This window comes from Bartonella sp. AA9NXGY (genome assembly GCF_042196845.1).
Taxonomy (GTDB): Bacteria; Pseudomonadota; Alphaproteobacteria; order Rhizobiales; family Rhizobiaceae; genus Bartonella.
Genome location: NZ_JBHIRB010000004.1, coordinates 102570 through 123236, shown reverse-complemented (window position 1 = coordinate 123236; position 20667 = coordinate 102570). Strand labels below are relative to the sequence as shown.

Annotated in this window: 17 protein-coding genes; 1 reads left to right on the top strand and 16 read right to left on the bottom strand. The window is 40.6% G+C overall.

From position 1 onward, the window contains the following. Window positions 1–1367: 1367 nt before the first annotated feature. From ACFIM6_RS03620 to ACFIM6_RS03555, 14 genes are all read right to left on the bottom strand, one after another. On the bottom strand, window positions 1368–2372 hold the full coding sequence (locus ACFIM6_RS03620) for a phage tail protein (RefSeq protein WP_375611686.1): 1005 nt from the start codon (window positions 2370–2372) through the stop codon (window positions 1368–1370). After that, window positions 2369–3508: a tail fiber domain-containing protein gene (locus ACFIM6_RS03615; RefSeq protein ID WP_375609349.1), complete on the bottom strand. Its 1140-nt coding sequence runs from the start codon at window positions 3506–3508 to the stop codon at window positions 2369–2371. Before ACFIM6_RS03615 ends, ACFIM6_RS03620 begins: the two co-directional genes overlap by 4 nt. Further along, the gene (locus ACFIM6_RS03610; protein ID WP_375611685.1) at window positions 3505–3987 is read right to left on the bottom strand and encodes a hypothetical protein; all 483 of its coding nucleotides are present in this window, start codon (window positions 3985–3987) and stop codon (window positions 3505–3507) included. Before ACFIM6_RS03610 ends, ACFIM6_RS03615 begins: the two co-directional genes overlap by 4 nt. A 314-nt stretch (window positions 3988–4301) precedes the next feature. Then, window positions 4302–5765, bottom strand: coding sequence for a hypothetical protein (locus ACFIM6_RS03605; protein ID WP_375611684.1), 1464 nt, complete (start codon window positions 5763–5765; stop codon window positions 4302–4304). A gap of 79 nt (window positions 5766–5844) precedes the next feature. After that, entirely contained in the window at window positions 5845–5979 is a 135-nt protein-coding gene (locus ACFIM6_RS03600) for a hypothetical protein (RefSeq protein ID WP_273791306.1), read from the bottom strand. 120 nt (window positions 5980–6099) lie between these two features. Continuing rightward, complete coding sequence (locus ACFIM6_RS03595) at window positions 6100–6276, bottom strand: hypothetical protein (RefSeq protein WP_375611683.1); 177 nt, start codon at window positions 6274–6276, stop codon at window positions 6100–6102. A 39-nt stretch (window positions 6277–6315) separates the two neighbouring features. Then, window positions 6316–7011, bottom strand: coding sequence for a hypothetical protein (locus ACFIM6_RS03590; RefSeq protein ID WP_375611682.1), 696 nt, complete (start codon window positions 7009–7011; stop codon window positions 6316–6318). Window positions 7012–7094: 83 nt separating this feature from the next. Next, the gene (locus ACFIM6_RS03585) at window positions 7095–8213 is read right to left on the bottom strand and encodes a N4-gp56 family major capsid protein (protein ID WP_273791303.1); all 1119 of its coding nucleotides are present in this window, start codon (window positions 8211–8213) and stop codon (window positions 7095–7097) included. 241 nt (window positions 8214–8454) lie between these two features. After that, window positions 8455–9228, bottom strand: a complete 774-nt coding sequence (locus ACFIM6_RS03580; RefSeq protein ID WP_375611681.1) for a hypothetical protein — start codon at window positions 9226–9228, stop codon at window positions 8455–8457. A 582-nt stretch (window positions 9229–9810) separates the two neighbouring features. Then, window positions 9811–11661: a portal protein gene (locus ACFIM6_RS03575; RefSeq protein WP_375611680.1), complete on the bottom strand. Its 1851-nt coding sequence runs from the start codon at window positions 11659–11661 to the stop codon at window positions 9811–9813. Next, the gene (locus tag ACFIM6_RS03570; protein ID WP_375611679.1) at window positions 11646–13007 is read right to left on the bottom strand and encodes a PBSX family phage terminase large subunit; all 1362 of its coding nucleotides are present in this window, start codon (window positions 13005–13007) and stop codon (window positions 11646–11648) included. The genes ACFIM6_RS03575 and ACFIM6_RS03570 overlap by 16 nt, the downstream gene beginning before the upstream one ends. 646 nt (window positions 13008–13653) lie before the next feature. Then, window positions 13654–13869 carry a hypothetical protein gene (locus ACFIM6_RS03565; protein WP_375611678.1) on the bottom strand — a complete coding sequence of 72 codons (216 nt, stop codon included), beginning with the start codon at window positions 13867–13869 and terminating at the stop codon, window positions 13654–13656. Then, window positions 13850–13981 carry a hypothetical protein gene (locus tag ACFIM6_RS03560; RefSeq protein ID WP_375611677.1) on the bottom strand — a complete coding sequence of 44 codons (132 nt, stop codon included), beginning with the start codon at window positions 13979–13981 and terminating at the stop codon, window positions 13850–13852. Before ACFIM6_RS03560 ends, ACFIM6_RS03565 begins: the two co-directional genes overlap by 20 nt. A 630-nt stretch (window positions 13982–14611) precedes the next feature. Continuing rightward, the gene (locus ACFIM6_RS03555; protein ID WP_375611698.1) at window positions 14612–14941 is read right to left on the bottom strand and encodes a hypothetical protein; all 330 of its coding nucleotides are present in this window, start codon (window positions 14939–14941) and stop codon (window positions 14612–14614) included. Between the two features lie 791 nt (window positions 14942–15732). Between ACFIM6_RS03555 and ACFIM6_RS03550 the strand changes: the two genes are divergently transcribed. Further along, window positions 15733–16101, top strand: a complete 369-nt coding sequence (locus ACFIM6_RS03550) for a helix-turn-helix domain-containing protein (protein ID WP_375611676.1) — start codon at window positions 15733–15735, stop codon at window positions 16099–16101. Window positions 16102–18133: 2032 nt separating this feature from the next. On the opposite strand, the gene ACFIM6_RS03545 is transcribed toward ACFIM6_RS03550, so the two are convergent. Together ACFIM6_RS03545 and ACFIM6_RS03540 are read right to left on the bottom strand one after the other, a co-directional pair. Next, on the bottom strand, window positions 18134–18529 hold the full coding sequence (locus ACFIM6_RS03545) for a hypothetical protein (protein WP_375610669.1): 396 nt from the start codon (window positions 18527–18529) through the stop codon (window positions 18134–18136). Window positions 18530–19173: 644 nt separating this feature from the next. Further along, window positions 19174–20409, bottom strand: a complete 1236-nt coding sequence (locus ACFIM6_RS03540; protein WP_375611697.1) for an MFS transporter — start codon at window positions 20407–20409, stop codon at window positions 19174–19176. Window positions 20410–20667: the final 258 nt, after the last annotated feature.

Genomic DNA, 20667 nt, shown 5'->3' with positions numbered 1-20667 from the left:
GACAACCTCAGACAACCTCAGACAACCTCAGACAACCTCAGACAACCTCAGACAACCTCAGACAACCTCAGACAACCTCAGACAACCATATGAAAAGCTTTTGAAAAAAAATTCCTCATCGAAAATTTTTACAAGGTATTTTTTTAGATTATACTCTGTTTTCCACCTAAAATGATGATTTTACCACCTAAAACCAAAGAGAAAAGCATGTCACCTTGCATGCTGTGTCAGCTTTCCCCAAAAGGACAAAGCCCACACCGGTCTTTAAATAATGGCAATCAATAAACAATGGTTTGTAAACAATCTGGCTTCTTATCTAACAGATTTGACTTGGCTTCCCCCTTCAAATGCATCCTTGTAATGTATCCCCTGTCCAGAGTTATTCTACAAAAAAATGCTGCGTTAGGAATACGCACAGATGAAAAACACCCCATGCATAAAATTTTAACCACATCTCAAACAATGGTATTTTACAACACAACGGAACAAACTATTGTCTTATAGATTTTTCTCGTATCACTCTCATCCCGTTTCAAGAAGTTGCCTGATAAGCACAAAATGCCATCTCAGAGAGTTCAATGCCTCACCATGTACTACAACGCATCGCCAACCTGCTGCTCTTGCCAACAGTGCACCCATTTTGAAAACAAAGAGTGGCTTTTTTCCTACACGCTTTGCCAAAAAAGGGAGTGCTCCATTTTGCTTTTTCTCGCTTTAAATAAACATATCCGTTGACCTCTTTCCACCACCCTCAAAGGACAAAGGTTTTAGCCCCACATCGGTTTGTAAACAATCCAACTCCTCTGAAGGAGCTCCATATCTGCTCATTATTTATATGATTCACTTGCATAATACTTAACCAAGCAAATCCTCCCCAGAACAGTTGCTAATGTATTAAATACTTTAAGCTATCTTACTGATATCACCAGCTTCAATAATAGTGTTTTAATGACGGTATTTACGCTATAATAGGATAAAATTATCTAGGGGCTTTTTGTCATCGCACAGCAGCGGTTTAAACCCAGCACTTGAAACAATGGATCACGATACCACAAGAGAGAGGCATTTGGGATAAAATCTTTATTCCTCAGCAAAAAACGCCATGAATAAAGAAATTTTTTTTGTTCTTTCCCTACCTTTAATAATCACTGTCTTGATCCTCTAAAGAACAATAGGTAAACTCACCTTTAGGCATCCAACAAAGGCAGCACAAAAAATAAAAGAATAAAGAGAGTTGAGTTTTTTTTCTAAAGCGCCTCAAAACTTTCTGCACAATATATTCTATAAGACTTTATATTCAATAAGACTTTTTTTCATAACAAACATTTTGCAAGCATTTTTATCTTTCTCTCACACAGCTTTCATTCTCAGGCTTTGACAGCATAAACCACCGCCACATTGACAGGACGTGTTTCATCTCCCCCTGTTTTTTGCAACAAGACCTTATGTTCATGCTCTCCCGCAGGACCTGTCAACAAATTTTTATTGTAAATTTGAGCCAGATTTCTATAATATTCACCGTGATTCATATCCCAAACTACCTCTTCAATCATTGGATAACTATGCTGGTGGTTACCTGTTGAATCTGTTTTTCCCTCATGGGTATGGGATTGAAAAGACTCTTCTTGTCGGCTTCCCAAGCGACGTCCTTTATCAATTTCTTTTCCACTATCGAGCCCCCGTAAAAACATTCCACGCAAATCGGGAACATTGAATGTTGTTCTCCCGTTTCCTTTTCCCCATGTTTCTCCCAGAACAGCAAAGAGATTGGCATAGTTCCTTCGCGAATATTCTTTACCATCACACAGTAACCATCCAGAGGGTATTTTTTCTGTAGCAAAAGTCCCGATAAATCCAGAAGAAAAAGTTTCAGGCAAAGGAGGAAAGGGCGGAATTTCAGGAAGTTTTATAGTAGGATTGGTTAAAAACCAGCCATCAGCATTTTTTCCGGCAATATCACGCGTATAGACGACTTCATAAAGCCCCCCCTTTTGAATTTCTCCGCCCTTTAAAGGCATAATACCCTCTGGCGTTGCCATATAAGTTGGTCGTGGTAGCAATTGATTTAAAGAAATATTTGTCTTTCCTCTATTGACGCCTTGTGCTTTAAAGCGCACAACAATGCCATCCATATAAGTCTCAAAAAAAGACTTTGTTGCCAAACGAAGTGACGTTCTCTCGTTTTCCACATCGACAGTAAACTGTGTTTCAATCCCGCCCCCATTATCCAACAAATATTCTTTGATGCGTTGCATCATAGCGCGAGCACTATCATTGACTGTGCTTGGCGGTTGCCCTTCTGCCCAGTTTATACTTTCATCGGCATAAGCATTTTCTGATGCAACAATTGACCAATCATAAATTGAACTCATAGAAGATACTCTTTTTTCAAAAAGGGAAAACGAGCAAAAAATGAAGAAAAGAAAGCCGCAACTTTATTTTTAGATGCCGGTATTTTTTCCATTTTCACTTTTTCCATTTTCAAACCTATTTTGTCATAATCAACATGCAATAACTTTGTTTTTGCATTGACATAAACAGCTTCAGGCTTCACACGCAACACATCTTGCGCCATAACGCCCTGATAACGTTGTGGATTTCCTTTATAATTAAAGGTATAAAGTGGATATCCCTTTTTCTGCCCCACAGGGATAATATTTTCTTTTGCTCTCACGTCACAAAGCCCTAAAATTCCTCCGACCAATCCAAGCACTTGCTGCGCATCACGCAACGGATCTTTTGTAACAGAAGGTATTGTTGTAGATTTTCCTGAAGTTGTTCCGTAATTTCCAGCAGCCTGTGTTCCTACCTGTAACAAGCGTTCTAAGCGATTCCAATCTTGATTATCTTTTTCTGACCATTTTTGGCGCTCCGCATCTAAGACATTTTGACGATTCATATCTTGAATCATTCCTCCTTTCAAAGCATTGCTTTGCGCATTACTCTGTCCTTGATAATAGCTATTTGCTGCATTAACCTGATCCTGCTGAGAGCGATCAATCATCTGGTTCGCGTTCATCATATTATTAATATCTTGATTATACTGCTGTACCGCAGCATTTGTTGCCAAGGCGCCTAACTCATCGGCCAGCACACCAGTATGAGCGCCAGAACCATAACGTCCTGCCCCAGACATAGATTGATTAATCGCATCAGAAGTTTTATTCAGAGCATTTTGCAATGCAGTATTAAATTTACTATTGCTTCCAATCCAGCTTCCCTTAGCCATACCGGAAAGATTTGTAGCGCTGTTGGTTGGTGCATTCAACCATTGCGTTACCGTTGGATTATTATAGAGCCCAGCTGCTTGTTGTAAACCAGTTAGCGCATTTTTTGTCATATCGCTAAGACCGGCAACTCTCTCTCCCTGATAAACGTTTCCGCCAATTCCTTTATTATAAAGTCCAAGCGCGTTAGCACTGGCTTGTTTAAGAATATCAGCAGCCCAAGCGGGTGGTGCATTTGTTTGTGTTGTTGTCTGCACTTGAGGTGTTTTTTTTCTACTCATGAACCCAGAACCTTTCTATATTGAATAAGATTACGAGAATATCCGTGATGAGCGAGCTTTTTCGCCCATCCAGTTCTTCCAAACATGTGCATTTCGTCCGCATTGATTGTTCGCGCCCATTTTTCGACTTCATCAATCAACTTGACCAATTTCAGCCCTCCCTCTCCCGCAAGATCTGAGAGAACGACGCATTTTTTTCCCGTATGGGTTATTTCAACTTTGGTAATTGCAAAAGCACTAAATTGGATTTTATTTTTTAAGACCAGCCACAATTGTGCTTGTCCTGTAGCGATTTCTTCAGCAATTTTTTCCAGACAAACATCATCCGGAAAGCGCTGCGCATATTTTTTCAATGCAGCATTGAGTGCCTCTTGATAGGGAGCTATTTTTCCCCATGGCCACTGCTCTGTCAGATGAGCAGAATATAAACCTTGACTCTCAAGCATCATAATTTTAGCTCTTTTAGCTTTGTCACTCATCTCCCCTCAAATAACATCCCCCTACGCATTTCACGCATTCCATGCCCCCGCACAATAAAAGAAAAAAAGCCCCATCATCCTTTTGTCACAACAAAGAGGGAACTTTCTTCTTTATAAAAATAAACCATGGTGCAGCCTATTTTCCTTTATCGCAGAAAAGCATGAAACATAACGCACCACCTTGTTCTTCATATTATAAAGACACAGCTTATCGCATTGTGCCTTTGTTTATAAAGGTTTGGGAAGCCTATGGGGCATTTGTTCTTTAATAATAGAGGCTTGAGCCTATCGCATGGTATTACAAAAGGGCATGCCTATCGCATGCCGGCCCGCGTCAATTCCACATCAAATCCAGTGACATGAGTCCAATTCACCCCTTCAGGAATACGCAATTTAAAGCGATAAAACCGTGCCCTTGCACGACAGTGAATTTGTCCAGTATTATAAGAGGGCTGTTTTTCTGGCAACCAAACAGTTTCCTCTTCAAGAGATTGTCGAAAGCGCATTCCCACAGACAAATAAAACTTTCCACTATTGACTTGAGGCATAATATTTTTCACCCGTGTTATCATGCCATTTGTCTGCCCCATTTCTTGTGATGTCACGACACAAGCCATAGGACCCCCAGAAAACGAACCCAGTCTCCCCTGTTGATCAAATGCCCCCAGAATAGGCGATTCATTTTTCCAAGCTTTACTATCGAGAGAAAAGGACAAATCGTCAATATTCTTAGTCACAAAATCAAGACCTTCTAGGGTTGTTCCGGCTAAGAAAATAGGCAATATCATTTTGATATCGACGAGAGCTTTTGTCCATTTTTGCAATCCCCAATCATAAATGAGCAAGATACGTTTATGAAGGTTCTCATCAGAATCAACCATCCAATAAACACGATTATACACCCCATCGATAGCAGCAGACAGAGTGTACAGATTATCCTTCCTTGATTTTGCGGTCATCGTTCGATCGACTTTTTCGAACCCAATGGGTATAATCTGTCCCTCATTTGTTATTTGATAAAAACCGCCTTCATCAGCAAAGAATGCTAAATCGCCTCTACAAACAATTGATTCAGCATTTTTTGCGCCTCGTTTATCGTGGATTTTTTGGAAACTAAAAATAATCTTAGAGCCAGGGATAAAAGAACCGGCATAGATTGCAGAACGCATAAAGATAATTGGATTTGTTGTCTCCGTTGCCCCTTGGACGAATCCGCCATCAGGAAAATCTTGATAATCACAACTTTTTTTCCCCACGGTCCAAAATTCAGCATCATTTAATCCAGACCAATGAACCCTTCTTGGATACTCGGTTAATTTCATCAAACAAACGAAATCTCCCCAGATTCGAACAATCCCTGCCTGTGGTGGATTTCCTCCTAAATTTCTAAATGTTTTATCATGGTTAATATCGATCACTTGTGGTTTATCATTGGCATTCACAGCAATGATAAAATCACCAAACAAAGCAAAAGACCACGGAGCATCAACATTAGCCAGATAAGGTTTTCCTTTTTGGCTAATATCTTTCCAGTTCATTGTTGTATTATCAAGTAAGTAGATTTTTTCTCTTGTCCCGACAATAATAGAAACCCCATTTTTTGTTTTAACCGCAAGAGTGCCTAAAATTGGCTCCGGACAAGGCTCTGATAAAGGTTCAAAACTTGGCATAGGGATATAGGAGCCATCAGCCGGGAGCACATTAACAAGTTCATCGGTAAAAATTCCATTGATATCCGCCACATCGGGTCGATAATCAGCGATTGGGAAAAAAGCCATCAAGACCCCCATAAAATCTTTGAAGAGCCCAGTGCCATTCAAAACACCAAGGCTTATTGATAAAAAACCACAAAAGCCCTTAAAACTCTAAAGGCATAAAATTCAACAAAATAAACAACCTTAGATTGTTTAAAGCACCAAAAAAAACGATACCATAAATAATGGCCACCCCAACGCCATCCACCAGCGCCAAACCAAAATCAACTGCCCGCAATCACATCAACCCCCACAATGACGGGGGAAAGAGCCATCAAGAGCCCCCCCCATAAAATCTTTGAAAAGCTCAGTGCCATTCAAAACACCAAGGTTTATGGATAAAAAACCACAAAAGCTCTTAAAACTCTAAAGGCATAAAATTCAACAAAATAAACAACCTTAGGTTGTTTAACGCACCAAAAAAAACGATACCATCAATAATAGCCACCCCAACGCCATCCACCAGCCCTTCACCATCAACACCAACGCGCAAATCCAGCCATAAGTGACAAACCAGCCACCAGTGCCAAACCAACCTTCAACGCCCGCCATAAACGATTTCGAAAAAAGCCTTTTAAAAACGCATTGGACGAATTTTTGAAGAACCTTTTCGGCGCGATGTTTCAATACGCAAAGCTTGAAGCTGTTCTTGAAAATCTCTGAAAGAAACGGCGGCATATTCAGGATCTTTAAGGATATTTTTATACAATTCATATTTTGCCCGTGCTTTAATAAGATCAAAAGCATAAATCAACCAAGGGTTATCATCCTCTTTCAGCTGTTCATCGGCAAAATGAACAGGAGCATAAGAAAGCTGTACAGCTTCCAGATGTTCTGGTGTTGGAAAGAGTCCTATTTTTTGATCAAGGTAGGTATAAAAGAATGGCGTTCCTAGCGCAGGATGCATACCATATTGTTGATGCAACACTTCCAAGGGCTTAAAGAACAACTTTGTTGGTGTTGCACTCTTTGTTACTAAAAAGACGCCCTCCAAACTCTTTTCTGCTTCAATAAAAACCCCTTCTTCTTGCCCATACCATGTTTTACCACTTTGTGTTTTAAACGTCCTTTCTCTTTTTTCATTAAAGAAAAAGGGTTCGCGTTCACACAAACGCAAAGCCGTAAAAATTGAATCTTGAATTTGCAGGGAATATTCCGCTGTTGTATCGTCAATTTCATCTTGAATAAGCGCGACCATATAAGCAAAAGTTTTAGAATGGTCTGAATGTGTAAGGTTTAGATTTTGGGGATCAGTGGATAAAGTGGTCATAAGCCTGTCCTTGTTTCTGGAAGCATTTTAAATTTTTCCCCCAACAGATCCCTCTTGTTGGGGGAAGAGAGCAAGCGTTCGCTTTAAGCGGGTGCTCCATAAGTTGGAATGACAATAGTGCCAAAATCCTGAGCCCCTTGCGTACTTCCTGGCAAGGTAAAGCAAGTTTTTTTCATCCCAATAATGGTTTTTGCCGCAACCCCGAATTCTCTTTCATAGTCGAAGAGTTCCTCCACCAATTTATAGCGTGTCGCCCCTCGATCTTTACCAAAAGCAATCACAGCACTCTGCGCACCAAGCAGAACAGCCCGCCGCACATTTGGTACAGCTTTGTTAGCGGTTCCAGCTTCGACCCCTTCGGTAATATGTTCAGCTTCGCGCAAAACCACACCATTATACATGCCCAAAGACCCATCATAGAGCGGATTTTTGATACGACTTCCACTATAGATTGCCTTAGTAATGTCGAGCCATTGCCCCGCATCAGTATTGGTTCGCAATTGTGTCACTTGGGTTGGATGAAGATAAAGCACATAAACATTTTCCCCATCGATCCGCACAGGTCTAATTTTAGGATTTGCCAATTTAGCCCGTTCAACTGCTTTATCAATCAAGCTGAGATCAAAAACATCGTCTTCTTTTAAGTCCTCATCTTTTGCTTTATCATTAGGACGTACCACACGTTTATTGGTTGGTGCCGTTGGCGCATTAAACCCATAATGAACTGGTTTAAGGGTAATCGTGCGTCCTTCAAAGTTAATTGTTTTTGCGGTATACCCGCAAACTTGAATGAAGAACATCATACTCAGACGATCTGCATACCAATCAACCAAACCATTTTTTGCCTCGGTGCGCAAATCATGGAGAATTCGTTGTTGATCAATCGTTCCCTCATTTTTGACACGCACAGCATGAACGAGTTCATTAATTGCCAAGCGATCATTGAGAAACTGTAAAGCTTCTTCATTGCCTTCCAATGTCTGCCCTTCGCTTACCCCATCGCCTAGCAACTGCACACGCAAATTAAAGCTAATAGCATCCCCACTTGCTTTCGTAGTTTCATCTTTTAATTGTACGATACTGTTTGAATCATTTCCAATCAACGGCGCAATTGGAAGTGCTTTTGAGACTTCTTGGTTTAGTAATTTAGACCATGTGCGCACTGCCATTGGGTCATTAAGTCCGATATAAGTTACAGTCATTTTGTCCTCTAAAAGTTTTATTGACATAAAAAACCCGGCAAAGCGCCGGTTGTTAAAACACCACATTTCATTTCAAATGGTGAATAGGTTGTTTGTGAGTTTTATCTAATTTCTGTTAGCGTCTGCCTCCTCCTTATAAGAGCTCTCTTCACCACATCCGTGTTTGAGAAATCCCCCCGCATTCTTCTGCGCCAAAAGCCTCTTAACATTCCCGCAAAAAACACCTGCCACATTCTTGTTTTTAAAATTCTCTTCCCCCCATTAAACGATTAAAAGCGGCTTTATTTTTAGGATCAGTAACCCAAGCGCTAAACTCTGCTTCTGACATTTTATCAAGCATATCCAAAGAAATCGGCCCATTTGGCGTCAAGCCGTTATAAGCAGCAAGAGTACGTGCAGAATTGTGTCTTTCCTGTAAATTTTCACCCATGTTATTGGGAACATTTGTGTAGCCAATTTTTTGTGCAATAGAGTAAATCACTTCAGCCGGATTTTGATTTTTTTGCGCACAATCGCGCAAGATCTGCTTCAACTCATCACCAATTATCGCATCAATATTTTGGGGATCTGCCATCTCAGGATAGAGCGAAGCACAAGCTGCCAACTGTTTAGCCCGCGTTTCATAAATAAAATCAGCTGCTTGATCAAAATCATGATGCTTTTGTTTAACACTGGCAACAGACTGCTGAAAAAATGCATGCAACTGTTCTGCTTCGCGAGCAAGAGAAGGCTGTTGTTTTTCATGTACAAGCCCTTGTTTTTGGAGTGTTTTTCCCAACCATTGCATATAGCCCATAAAGTCTTTTTGCGGATCTGGTGGAACATCTTCTCCCCCTTGAACCTCTTTTCCAGCCTTTTGCGAAGAGTACTGTTGTTGATGCACTTGCCCTTGAAAATTATCTTCAAGAGTTTTTTCTTCTCTTGCAATTTCACCATTTTCTCCCTCTTGTGTTGAGACCAGAAAATCTTGTTTCAATTGGTTTTGTTCTGCCGGCGTTAAGTGTTCTTGATCCATGACATTAGCCTTCTCTTTTTTTAAACAATAAAATCAAATTTTTCAGATAAAACAGCCCCATAAGCACTTATCCCCTCAATGCTCTCTCATCATTTAGCACCAGCATTCTCCCCAATGCTCTCCACCCCACATAACGGCAAGACTCCCTCTCCACCCTACTTTTCCCAACAATCCAGCCCTATAAAACAGTTCTTTTGGGAAAAGGAAGCCCATGCACTATGGAAATCGATAAGCCCATTCTGCGCCCACCATTCCCCACCATGTTCACCCCACATGACGGGCAAGACTCCCTCTCTACCTTGCGTTCCCCCAACAACACTGCCCTATAAAACAGGTCTTTTAAGAAAAGGGAGCCCATGCACTACAAAAATCGATAAGCCCATTCTGCGCTCACCATCCCCACCATGTTTTCACCCCACATAACGGCAAGACTCCCTCGTTCTCCTGTTTTCCCCCAACAGGGATAGTCTCATAAAACAGCTCTTCGAAGATAAAGGAAGACGACATTACGCTATGGAAATTGTATCGATAAGCAATTTATGATATATGGCGTTTATCAGAAGTCACGCATGACAAAGCACCCTATTGTTGAGCCTTTAGTGTCTGCAACATCTGCATTATCTGCTCTGTCCCCACATTATCCCCCATCTGCGCTGAGGCATTTTGCTCTTCTTGAAAAGAGTTTTGCGCCTTTATCGCAATTTTATGAATAAGTGAAGCTGGTAAAGGCGAATAGCGTAAGAGATCGAGCATAATCTCAGGCGTTGTAAAATTTTGCATCAAAGGCAGCAATTGCATGATCAGTGCAAAAGTACGCTCTTTTTCATTAAGACTTGTTGGTGCATCATCCACGACAATATCATATTCCAAACTTGTCACCATTTCGCGTGTCAGCGGCACATACTGGGCATTTTCATCACCAGCAATACGCACCAACCGCCCATCGGACAGATAATTTTGAATAAGATAGAGAATAATTTTTCCCTGTCGTTGCCGATATCGACGCAACCCATCAAAAAAGGAAGCCAAAAGATTAAGTGACGATTGTCGCCGTTGTTGCTCAAGAATGCCGGGCTGATTGACAGCTCGCGTTCCAATAAATTCAGAAGACAACCCCGTCACCTGTTCGAGAGCGCTCTTTGCTTCATTAAACAATTGGAAAAACCCTTGCGGAAATTGTGCCATGGGTTTAGGCTGGATTCTTCCCCCAGACACCGCCCCACTTTTCAACCAAGTAATACTATCGGCTCTAGCCCAACTCTCGAGGGCTTGTCGATCATCATCAAAAGCATCGCGCTCTGCCATAATTCCGCCTTTTGATTGGCTATTGAGCAAATGCATCACTTGACTAAAATATTTGTTTGCCCACCGTTGCGGATCTTTTGTAGGGCGCACAATTCCATAAAATTGCCGGCTTAACTTATCAAAAGTACCGGTAATACACTCCCATCCCAATTGATTGGGTGGAACCAAAGGCTTATCAGGCGCTTCAAGCAGCTTTCTACCTAAAAATGCCCGTTTGACAATTTTTCTGTTCAACCTTGTTGCTTGAACATGCGGAAAGGTTTTGCTTAAATTTTGGAAATCCTGCTCTGAATAATCGACAAACCTTCCACTTTGAGGCTCAAGGACTTTATAAACCACCTCGCGTTCAAACCAGCGACATTCTGCCAATGTCACCATTTTAGGACGTTGATAGCCGCTCCCCTCTTCTCCTTGATCCCCCCTCTCGGACTGATAACTTTGTGTCATCCCATTGCTGGTTGGCTGTAAAAAGCTCTGATGTTTCACCCAATCCGCATGAAGATCACTCCAATGAACATTTGGAAACATTTCCTGCGCTACGGCAAGAGGTTTTTCATCAATATACCATAAGCGTTGTGCATCAATAAGATTAGACTTAACAGCACTTGCATCCCACACCATTTTCATCGGGTCTAAACGTGCAATGATTGGTTTTCCTTGGGGATCTTGTTCATAATCAAGGCGTGTATCTGTCCAGCCCATTCCGCAAATAATTGCATCTTGAAAAGCATCGGAATCTTCGTATTCCCCGTCGGCTTCATCGCGAAACCATTCGGCTGCTCCTGTCAAAATCTGGTTTGCAAAGGCAGCCCCTTCTTGTCGTGGAATAAATTGCACTTGCCTTTTATTATTGCGCTCAGCCCCAATCACGGCATTAATTAAAGGCGCAATACGGTTAAAAGTCATCACCGGTCTGTTTTGTTCGTGCAAGACAGCCAAGTCTTGCTCATTCCATTGCCGCCCATTATAAAAATCGTAATCTTCCTGGGCATTTTTTCGCCATTTTTCGACATGATCAATATCATCCTGATACCAACCCACGAGTTTTTTAAAGAGAGCTTGATTTTCAAGCGTTTCGATTTGATTAAAAGAAGAATCTGTAGAACTATTCATTAAAAAGCCATCCATGAAGTTTGAGAATGGTGAAACGAGCGATAAGGTTTTTTTCGCGCTTTAGCATTTGGTTGTTCATAAGCCACACACATCAGTCCAAAGGCATCGGCCCCATGGCTAGCCCAATCATGTTCAGCCCCTAGTCCGATATTGCGCTGTTCGTCGCGCTTTTCATGATACCAAGCAAGCGCTTTTCTGCCCGCACATGTCGTTTCACGATTAAACCATAGTGCAGGAAACAACCGCCTTACGGCTTCGATACGCATTTTCACAGCGCCTGTTCCTTGGTTAGGAATTATTTTGGTTTGAAAACCGGCTTGTTGAAGGGCACTTTCAAAACTCACATTATAGACACGATCTTTTGTTGCGCCATCATGAGGCAAAACCATAAGAGCCTTTTCATATCCCCTTTGAAAAACCCAGCCCACATGCTCTGAGAGAGGTTGTCCTTGGGCTTCATAATAATCGAGCACTCGGATTTCACGTCCAACAAATTGCGCCACCCACAATGCGGTAGCATCGGCCTTTGCTCCTGTTCCCCCGATATCCCAAAAGATTCTCACCTGCATCAAAGGATCCCGTGGAACAGTGGTAATCCGCCCTTCCATTTCGGCTTCCAGCAGGCATTTCTGATAATAAGCCCCTTGGACAGCTTGGAGATATTCGCCTTCCCAAATATGGTTATACTGCTCTGGTCTTTGCTGCAAATCGTCCATTCGATCACGATTGAGTTTTTCAGGAAATTGCGGATTATCACGCCAATTGATTTCCACCCCTTTGATATGAGGATTATCGACATTTCGGAAACGTTTTTCCACGGCTGCATTTTCATGGCATGGGTTCCATGTGACCCATAATTCTGCATTCCAATCTTTTCCTTCTTCGCGCAAAGTTGGAATAAGTGTTTGCCAAGCAGTTTCTGTCACGGGCTCGGCTTCATCGACCCAACAAAGGAAAACGCGTCCCATTGATTTAATACTTGCGATATTGCGATCAAGCCCAGCAAACACATAGAGAATCCGTCCATCTTTTGACTTAATATATTTATCGCCGATTTCATAATAGTCTTGTAAAAAAGGATAAGACTCGATAGCGCGTTTAATTTCCTCCAAAGAACTTTCATTAAGAGAATTTTGAAATTGCCTTGCACAAAGAATAATCCCGCGTTCTCCAGCCATTCCATGGCGATATCCCACCACAGCCGACATCAAAGCAAAAGAACGTGTTTTTCCAGAACCCCGTCCTCCCCAAGCGGCTCGCACATCTGCTTTTCCAGTAAAAACAGGAATAAGCTTTGGAATAAGAGCCACTTGAGCCGTTTTCTGCTCAATTTTTTGAGAAATTTTCTGAACAGTTGTCATTATAAATTTTCATACTTTAGCAATAATTGCGCTGCACCCTTTTGCTTATCCCAAGTTTAATGATCCCAGAGCAATTGAACGAAAAACGCCCTTCTCAAAAGCAGCGCTTTATCTTTTCTTCATCCTAATATTCAATAAATTTCACTTTTTTGCATGAGATCCCCTTGACCCCACCTATGCGCCCCAAGCCCCCAAGGCACAAAAGCCCCACCCCCTCAAACACCGCGCCTGTCATCCCCCAACCACAAGCAAGGTATCCCCCCAACCAAATCATAGCCTCAGCACATGGCTCTCAGGCATATCCAAAGCCCAACATCCTCCAATATCATGCCTCTCAAGCATCACCAATCCTCACACTTTATCCCCCAAGATACCCCCACCAAAACACATGCATCCCGCAAGCATAACACTTCTCTCAAGTTTCATGCCCCTCCCCCATCAAAACACTGTTCCATATCCACCACACAAATACCCTGCACCAAATTCCCTCCAGCACACGGGGGCCCTTACGGCATCATTCACCAAAGCCCCTTCCCAATATCACGAGCGCCTACAAGCACGATAGCCTCCGCTTCAATCCCCTCAAGATAGGCAATCACCAAAGCAGCCCCCTTGCAAGACATCACCCCACATCACCCACCTCAGCCTAACATTTTTCAATATCACAAGCCTCAGTTATCGAGGTATCATGCTTCTCTGGTTCACTATTTTTTGCATTCACTGGTACAATCTCAATACGCGAAACTGTTTTTGATATCTCCACACCTTCAATAACGAGAAAAAACCAAATCTTCACCAGAGGTCCAAAACAGCAAATATCATCAAGCACTCCCCAACATCTTTCAGGTATCGCGCCCCTCACGCATCGCCATAAAAGCATCTTGCCGGCCCCTCTTCAAACAGACCACCCCAGACGCCATGTACCCCCAAAAAACACCATATGCACCGAAGTCTCCTCCAGTCCACGTCCTCATGCATCCCCCCAACCAAAGCCCAACAACTTCACAGCTCACATGCCTAAAGCACTCAGCCCCTCACCGCAATTTCAATCATAAGCTTTCAGACAAACACCTAGTATTCCCGTTCAAAGACAATATCCCTTAAACATCATATGCCCAACCCAATATTTTCTCATAACTTCAAGCCTCAGTGACCAAAGGATCAAGCTTCTTCGGTTCGCTATTTTTGGGCTTCACTGATACAATCTCAATACGCGAAACTGTTTTAACATCTCCCCCATTTCAATAACGAGAAAAGACCAAACCTTCACCAGAAATCCAAAACAGCAAATATCATCAAGCACTCCCCAACATCTTTCAGGTATCGCGCCCCTCACACATCGCCATAAAAGCATCTTGCCCGCTTCACACAGACCACCCCAGACACCATATACCCCCAAAAACACCATATGCACCGAAGTCTCCTCCAGTCCACGTCCTCATGCATCCCCCACCAAAGCCCAACAACTTCACAGCTCACACGCCTAAAGCACACACCCCTCAACGCAATTTCAATCATAAGCTTTCAGACAAACACCTAGCATTCCCGTTCAAAGACAATATCCCTTAAACATCATATGCCCAACCCAATATTTTCTCATAACTTCAAGCCTCAGTGACCAAAGGATCAAGCTTCTTCGGTTCAGTATTTTTGGGCTTCACTGGTACAATCTCAATACGCGAAACTGTTTTAACATCTCCCCCTGCTTCTCCCGTAACTTGAAGAGGCAAGACTTTTGCCAGCAGCGAAAAAAAAGGAACAGGATTATTCAACGCATGATATTGAAGATAAGACACCAGCCCATCCTCACCATAGTGATATCCAGCCTGCTCAGCGGCTGTCAAAAGAGCTTCATTAAATCGCTTTGTTGTTTTATTCAAAGTTGTTTTTTTCCGCCCTTTTCGACGTAAGGGAAGACAATGTTCATCTACCATCATCATGTTCCTTCCAACTAAAGAAAAACCAATACTTCAAACACAAAAAATGACATGAAAATCAGCAACAAAATTTAACAAGCCATCAACAATAAAAAATGAGACCACACCCTAAAAGACAAGAACCCACATAAAGCCCAAATCCTCCGCATAATTTTACAGATACACGTTTTTACGCTTTTCCATCTTTACAGAAAAAAGCCAAACGAAACGCTCAAATTACTACCCCGCACCGTTCTGTAAACACGGGTCTGTCAACAAGCTGATTTCTCGTCTATCAGATTTCCCTGCTGATTATTTCATATGGCTATCCCACACTTCAAAGAATGGTGTTTCATCAAACACGCCAGATAAACTCTGATCTACAATTCGACTTCAGAAAGCAAATTTTCCTCTGCTAAATAAAGCTTCCACCCCGCACCGGTTTTAAACTATAATCCAACCTATTACCCAATAAATTCCCCTACTAACATCAGATTACCGCCCCCAAACATCCCTATTTTACACTATAACCGTATAGCAAATCTTTTAATTGTTCTTGCCAATCCCTTGAAATTACTTTATCACTCAAAGGATATTTTGATCGTCCACGCAACGATCAATAAGGGATAGTAAAGCCCTAAGCTCTAGCGTAAGAATGAACCCACTTTGTGGGTGTCCCGGGATTCCGGGAGTTTTTGCTATGTCCAGGTGTGATAAGCACTAAAAGCAAAAATGCTGACTAGAGCTCAGTACTTTACTACTCCCGGAATACTCATGCGAGGGCGCTCGCAACCGGAGGGGAGCTTGAAGTGCAAACTAAAAATTCACATTTTAATGACATTTCAATAGGTAAAAGAATCCGTCATAGAAGAATTTCAATGGGACTTTCTCAAAAGGAATTAGGAAGCCATTTAGGTGTCAGTTTCCAACAAATCCAAAAATATGAAAAAGGTTTAAATCGTGTAAGCGCGGGGTGTTTGCTCGAAATTGCTAAAAAACTAGCAGTTCCTATGAACTTTTTTTATGCGGACCTTTTAACAGCAGATATTCCCACAAAAGAACATGCCTTACACCACGATCAAGACACATACAGCGAAAAAGAACACGCACTTTTGAAAAACTTTAGAGAGCTCGAAGCGAAAAAACAAAAAGCAATTTTGTGGTTAATTTCAGATTAGACAGTGGTTAATTTCTGATTAGGCAAAAGCGCATCAATCGACATCCTTTGCCAATATTCCCCTCTGCCTAAAGCCTTGCCGCCTGATATCACCACATCTCAAAAAAACGGTTTACGGCACCGGTTTACGACATCATAGGATCAAACTTCAAAATAGGATAACAAACACCAAAATCTTGGAAAGACATCCCCACCCCTCTCACAGAATTTTATCAAGAGATCTCTTCTGATTTAAACGCACAATTCCGATTGTATCATTATGATACCTTTTTACATTTACCTTGTCAAGTTTTTATATTTTTCTTTTGATACTTTTGTGTTTTTCTTTAAGGGAGCCACATCCCTCAAAACACCTTTCCTGCAAAATGCCCCTCATACAAAACACAATGTCTAAAACAACAAGAGCTAAAATAGGATTTTTCCTAAATAGGCATCCCTCTAAATGGGCTTCCGCCTAAATAGAATTCCCCCTAAATAGGATTATTATTGTATTTCTCATTCACCCACTTATTAAAAAAACATCTCTCAATGCTTCTCACACCCATTTCACGGATATCCCCCATACAAATATAGACGCAAATATAATTGTTAAATTTCGCATAGAATATAAAAGCCAACCACAGTTTTTATCTCTTCACATCTCTTTACACATCAGCTCTGCAATCTGTTCACAGCTATTCCAAAACTCTTCTCTCTAGCCAACACACGAACAGCACTCTTCATTTCCCTCCATTCACACACTCTTCACCTCCCCAATCCTTCTCACCCCTCGACACCATGACAATATATTGATTTATAAGAAATAATTTAGCATTATTGATACTGATTAAGAGTTCCAAACATCGTAAGATTCTCTCATTTCAAATCCCTCCCATGTTGAATCAATCAAAATCACTCGCTTGCACGTCAAAAGCAGGGGAGAGCCCGTATGGATAAAAAACGATTAAGAAAGGAATAAAATGGCTCTTATGAACCGTCTCAAGTGCCAAGGGCTGTAGCCAACACCCACGAGCTAGCACAAATATAATGATAGTGTGCCGGCTTGCTCTTTTATGAAGCGTAAAGATAGGGGTGCTCAATGGATTTATCATTATACCATGACAAAAAAATGCACAATACACAAAGCACAAATCCTCCGCATCATTTTACAGATCACCGTTTTTACGCTTTTACATCTTTACAGAACGTAAGCCAAGGAAAGGTTCACCACCCCGCACCACTCTATAAACAATAGTCTATAAACCAACCCAGCTTTTTGCCTAGTACCCCCCTTACAGTCTTCAGACGCCCTCCTCAAACGACAGCACTTCGTCAGGCTTGACAAATCAAGCCCTATCTCCTTAAAAATCGCCATCCTTCACGCATCTCTTTGCACCAACGCCTTACCCACACTCTCCCCCCTATCCATGCGCACACTCTCTTCATCCTCCATTCCCCCTTTTTCTCTCCCATCACACACTCACAACTTAACAGCACTCTTCATCCCAGCGTTCCCCGCTCCATTCACAAATACATCCCCCAATCCTCGCACCACATTCCATGCCATGATAAAAGCCCACACAAAGCACAAATCCCTCACTTCATTTTACAGATTCACATTTTTACGCTTTTACATCTTCACAGAATGCAGCCAAAGGAAACTCCCAAACCACCACGCGACAATTTGATAAAAACAAAACACCTTTCCAACAATCTCAAACAACAGATTTCTGTAAAGAGTTCATATGAATTTGATTGTTTAGATCTGACTATTAGATTGGCATATAGAGCCGTAGAACAGAAAGTAATTTTCTATAAGACAGAAACGATAAAAGCGCTATATAACTGAGATAGAACATGAAGAATTGCAAACAGATAAAACGACATCTTTCTTCGTTACAACACCGAAATTGTAAACGAGACGACGAATAACTGTCATCTGAATATGCAATTTTCATATCTGCAAATTTTTATTGATTAATTTAATCCCAACACTTCCCCTGAAACACATTTCTTCATTATCTACTTTTTTGAGACAAACCGGCAAAGGGGTTTCATCGATTATAAGTGCGGATATAATAACGCGTTACTCCAACCTCATCATAAGAAACCATAGACATGATACCTGTCTTTATTGGCGTTATTTGATAAGTCAAGATTACACCATTTTGCTGTTTGTTTGGTTGATCTGTATAGATTACGTTATATCCATTCCGTCGCAAGAGATCAATAAATACAGGAGTAAAGTTGTCTTCTGTTTTATTTTTTTTCACAATAAGTGTTGTTGTAGCGGGCGGTAAAGGTTTTTTAAGATTACGAACAAAATCGTTAGCAATTAATTTTACATCATCTTTCGTAATATTTGGACTGACATAACTTGATGAATAATTACTGATAGATGCACAACCAGCCACCAATACAAGCGGTAACGGAAATAAATATTTTGACATCTTAACTCCCCTATTAATTGCATTCTCTTCTGAGAAGCTCCTACACCAGAAATAAGAGCCTCCTTTCAAAGAATAGCCTTAACAACATACTGCTTTACTATCAAGCATTAGTTAATCACTTTCTCGCTTGTTTAAAAAACGACCACCATCTCTCATAGTACTCAAAGCTTATGTTTAAGACACAAAATATATATGTTAAAAGTACGAAAAAACACATGTAAAGCATATAGTATATGTATACTTACTTTCATGGTGTGTTGCATTACATAAACCAACGCATAGCACCCTTCATTTCCCCTCCATTCACGAAGACACTTTCCCCCAATCCTTCTCACCCCTCCATATCATGACAAAAAACACGCACAATATATGACCCCATAAATCCTCCGCTTCACTTTTACAGATTCACATTTTTACGCTTCTCCACATTTACAGAACAAAGCCAAGGAAAGCTTCATCCACCCCGTACCACTCTATAAACAACGGTCTGTAAAGAATTCAAATGCTTGCCTAGCAAATTTCCACCACTGACCACTCATTCGTTTCAGATCACCCCCTTCAAAGAGCGGTGTTTTTACCTCATGAATAAGATAATGAGCGAACCGTCTTTAGAAAAAAGAAACGGCATGGAGATATCAAATATATCAATGGTCGTCATCGACTGTCGTGTTAAGAGGTGTTAACTCTTTATTTTTCTTAATTTTTACAACGCCAATAATTCCGGTGGAAATAATTAATGCGGACATAGCTAAAAAAGAGCTTAACAATCCCACGAGTGCCAAAAGTCCAGCAATAAAGCCAGACATTGCTTCCGCAGAGTTTGCTAAAGTTGAAAAGGTTCCAAAACTCTTACCAAAATCTTCACGACGAGAATATAATTGAATAGCTGAAACTAAACCAATATCCACAAAGGCACCAATAAATCCTAGAACAAATGCTAACACGAGAAGGAATTTTAAATAAATTTCCGCAGCTAAGGGCATAACAAACAGAATAACCCCATAAAGAAGCCAAAATATCATGAGCTTCAACGAAGTAATATTTAATATAATTTTACTATATAACAAACCACCAACAATAGTTCCAACAGCCATGAGAGAAAAAATATAACTCACAAAGCTTTCCTCTCCCCCTATAGAGAGAACAAAAGCTGGAATTAAAAATCTTAAAATTGCACCCGTAAAGAGAATAGCAAACGACGAGCCAACGAGCGTAATAAATAAATTATTATGTTCTGTAGAAATATATTTAAGATATGAAGCTGTTTCTCGATAAATTTTTATAAAATTGAATGATTTATTCTCGCTTGAATTTAAATTCATGAGATTAAATAACATGATAATAGATATAAAATAGGTAAAAAAATCAAAAATGAGTACTGCCGATTTATTTGCTAAAAAAAGCAGTATGGAACAAACCAAAGGGCCAATGACGGCTGCCGTTTCCATGATAATTTGAGCAATGCTATTGGCCTTTGTAAGATCTTTTATTGAAAACATTCTGGGAATAGCAGCTTGAAAACTTGGTTGGAAAATACTTCTTCCTATCGTTGTACATATTGCTGCAAAAATAAGAACAATGATATGTGCCGTACCTGTTATATAAGTTATAAAAACAAACAATGAAGCTAATAATCTAACAACTTCACTTAAGATCATATTTTTCTTCAAAGAAAAATTATCCGCTAACCAACCTCCTATAGGGCCAAAAAAGAGAAAAGGGATAAATCGAAAAAAATACACAAGACCTGTAAAAAAGGTGTTATCTGTTAATTCTAAGACCAGTAAAATAAAAACAACTTCATAAGCATAATCACCAACTTTGGAAATAAAGAGAGAGCAAAAAAGAGCTAATGGACTCTTTTTTAAAAACAAATTCATATCAACCATCCGATATTAAACTTTTCTACACTTAAAGTTATACTTCCTTCGATACAATTGGTGATATGAACTTCAGAAGAGTCTTTTATTCTAATAAATCGCTTAATAAGTTAAGTGAAAATTTTTAAAGAAATACTCCTCTTGATATAAGCATTTACTCTAATATCAAGTAATATCTTTAAAAAAGAAAGAATGTAAAAATTATGAGATCACAATCTGCTATATTAGTACATTGACCTCCGCCCCACGTTTCAAAGA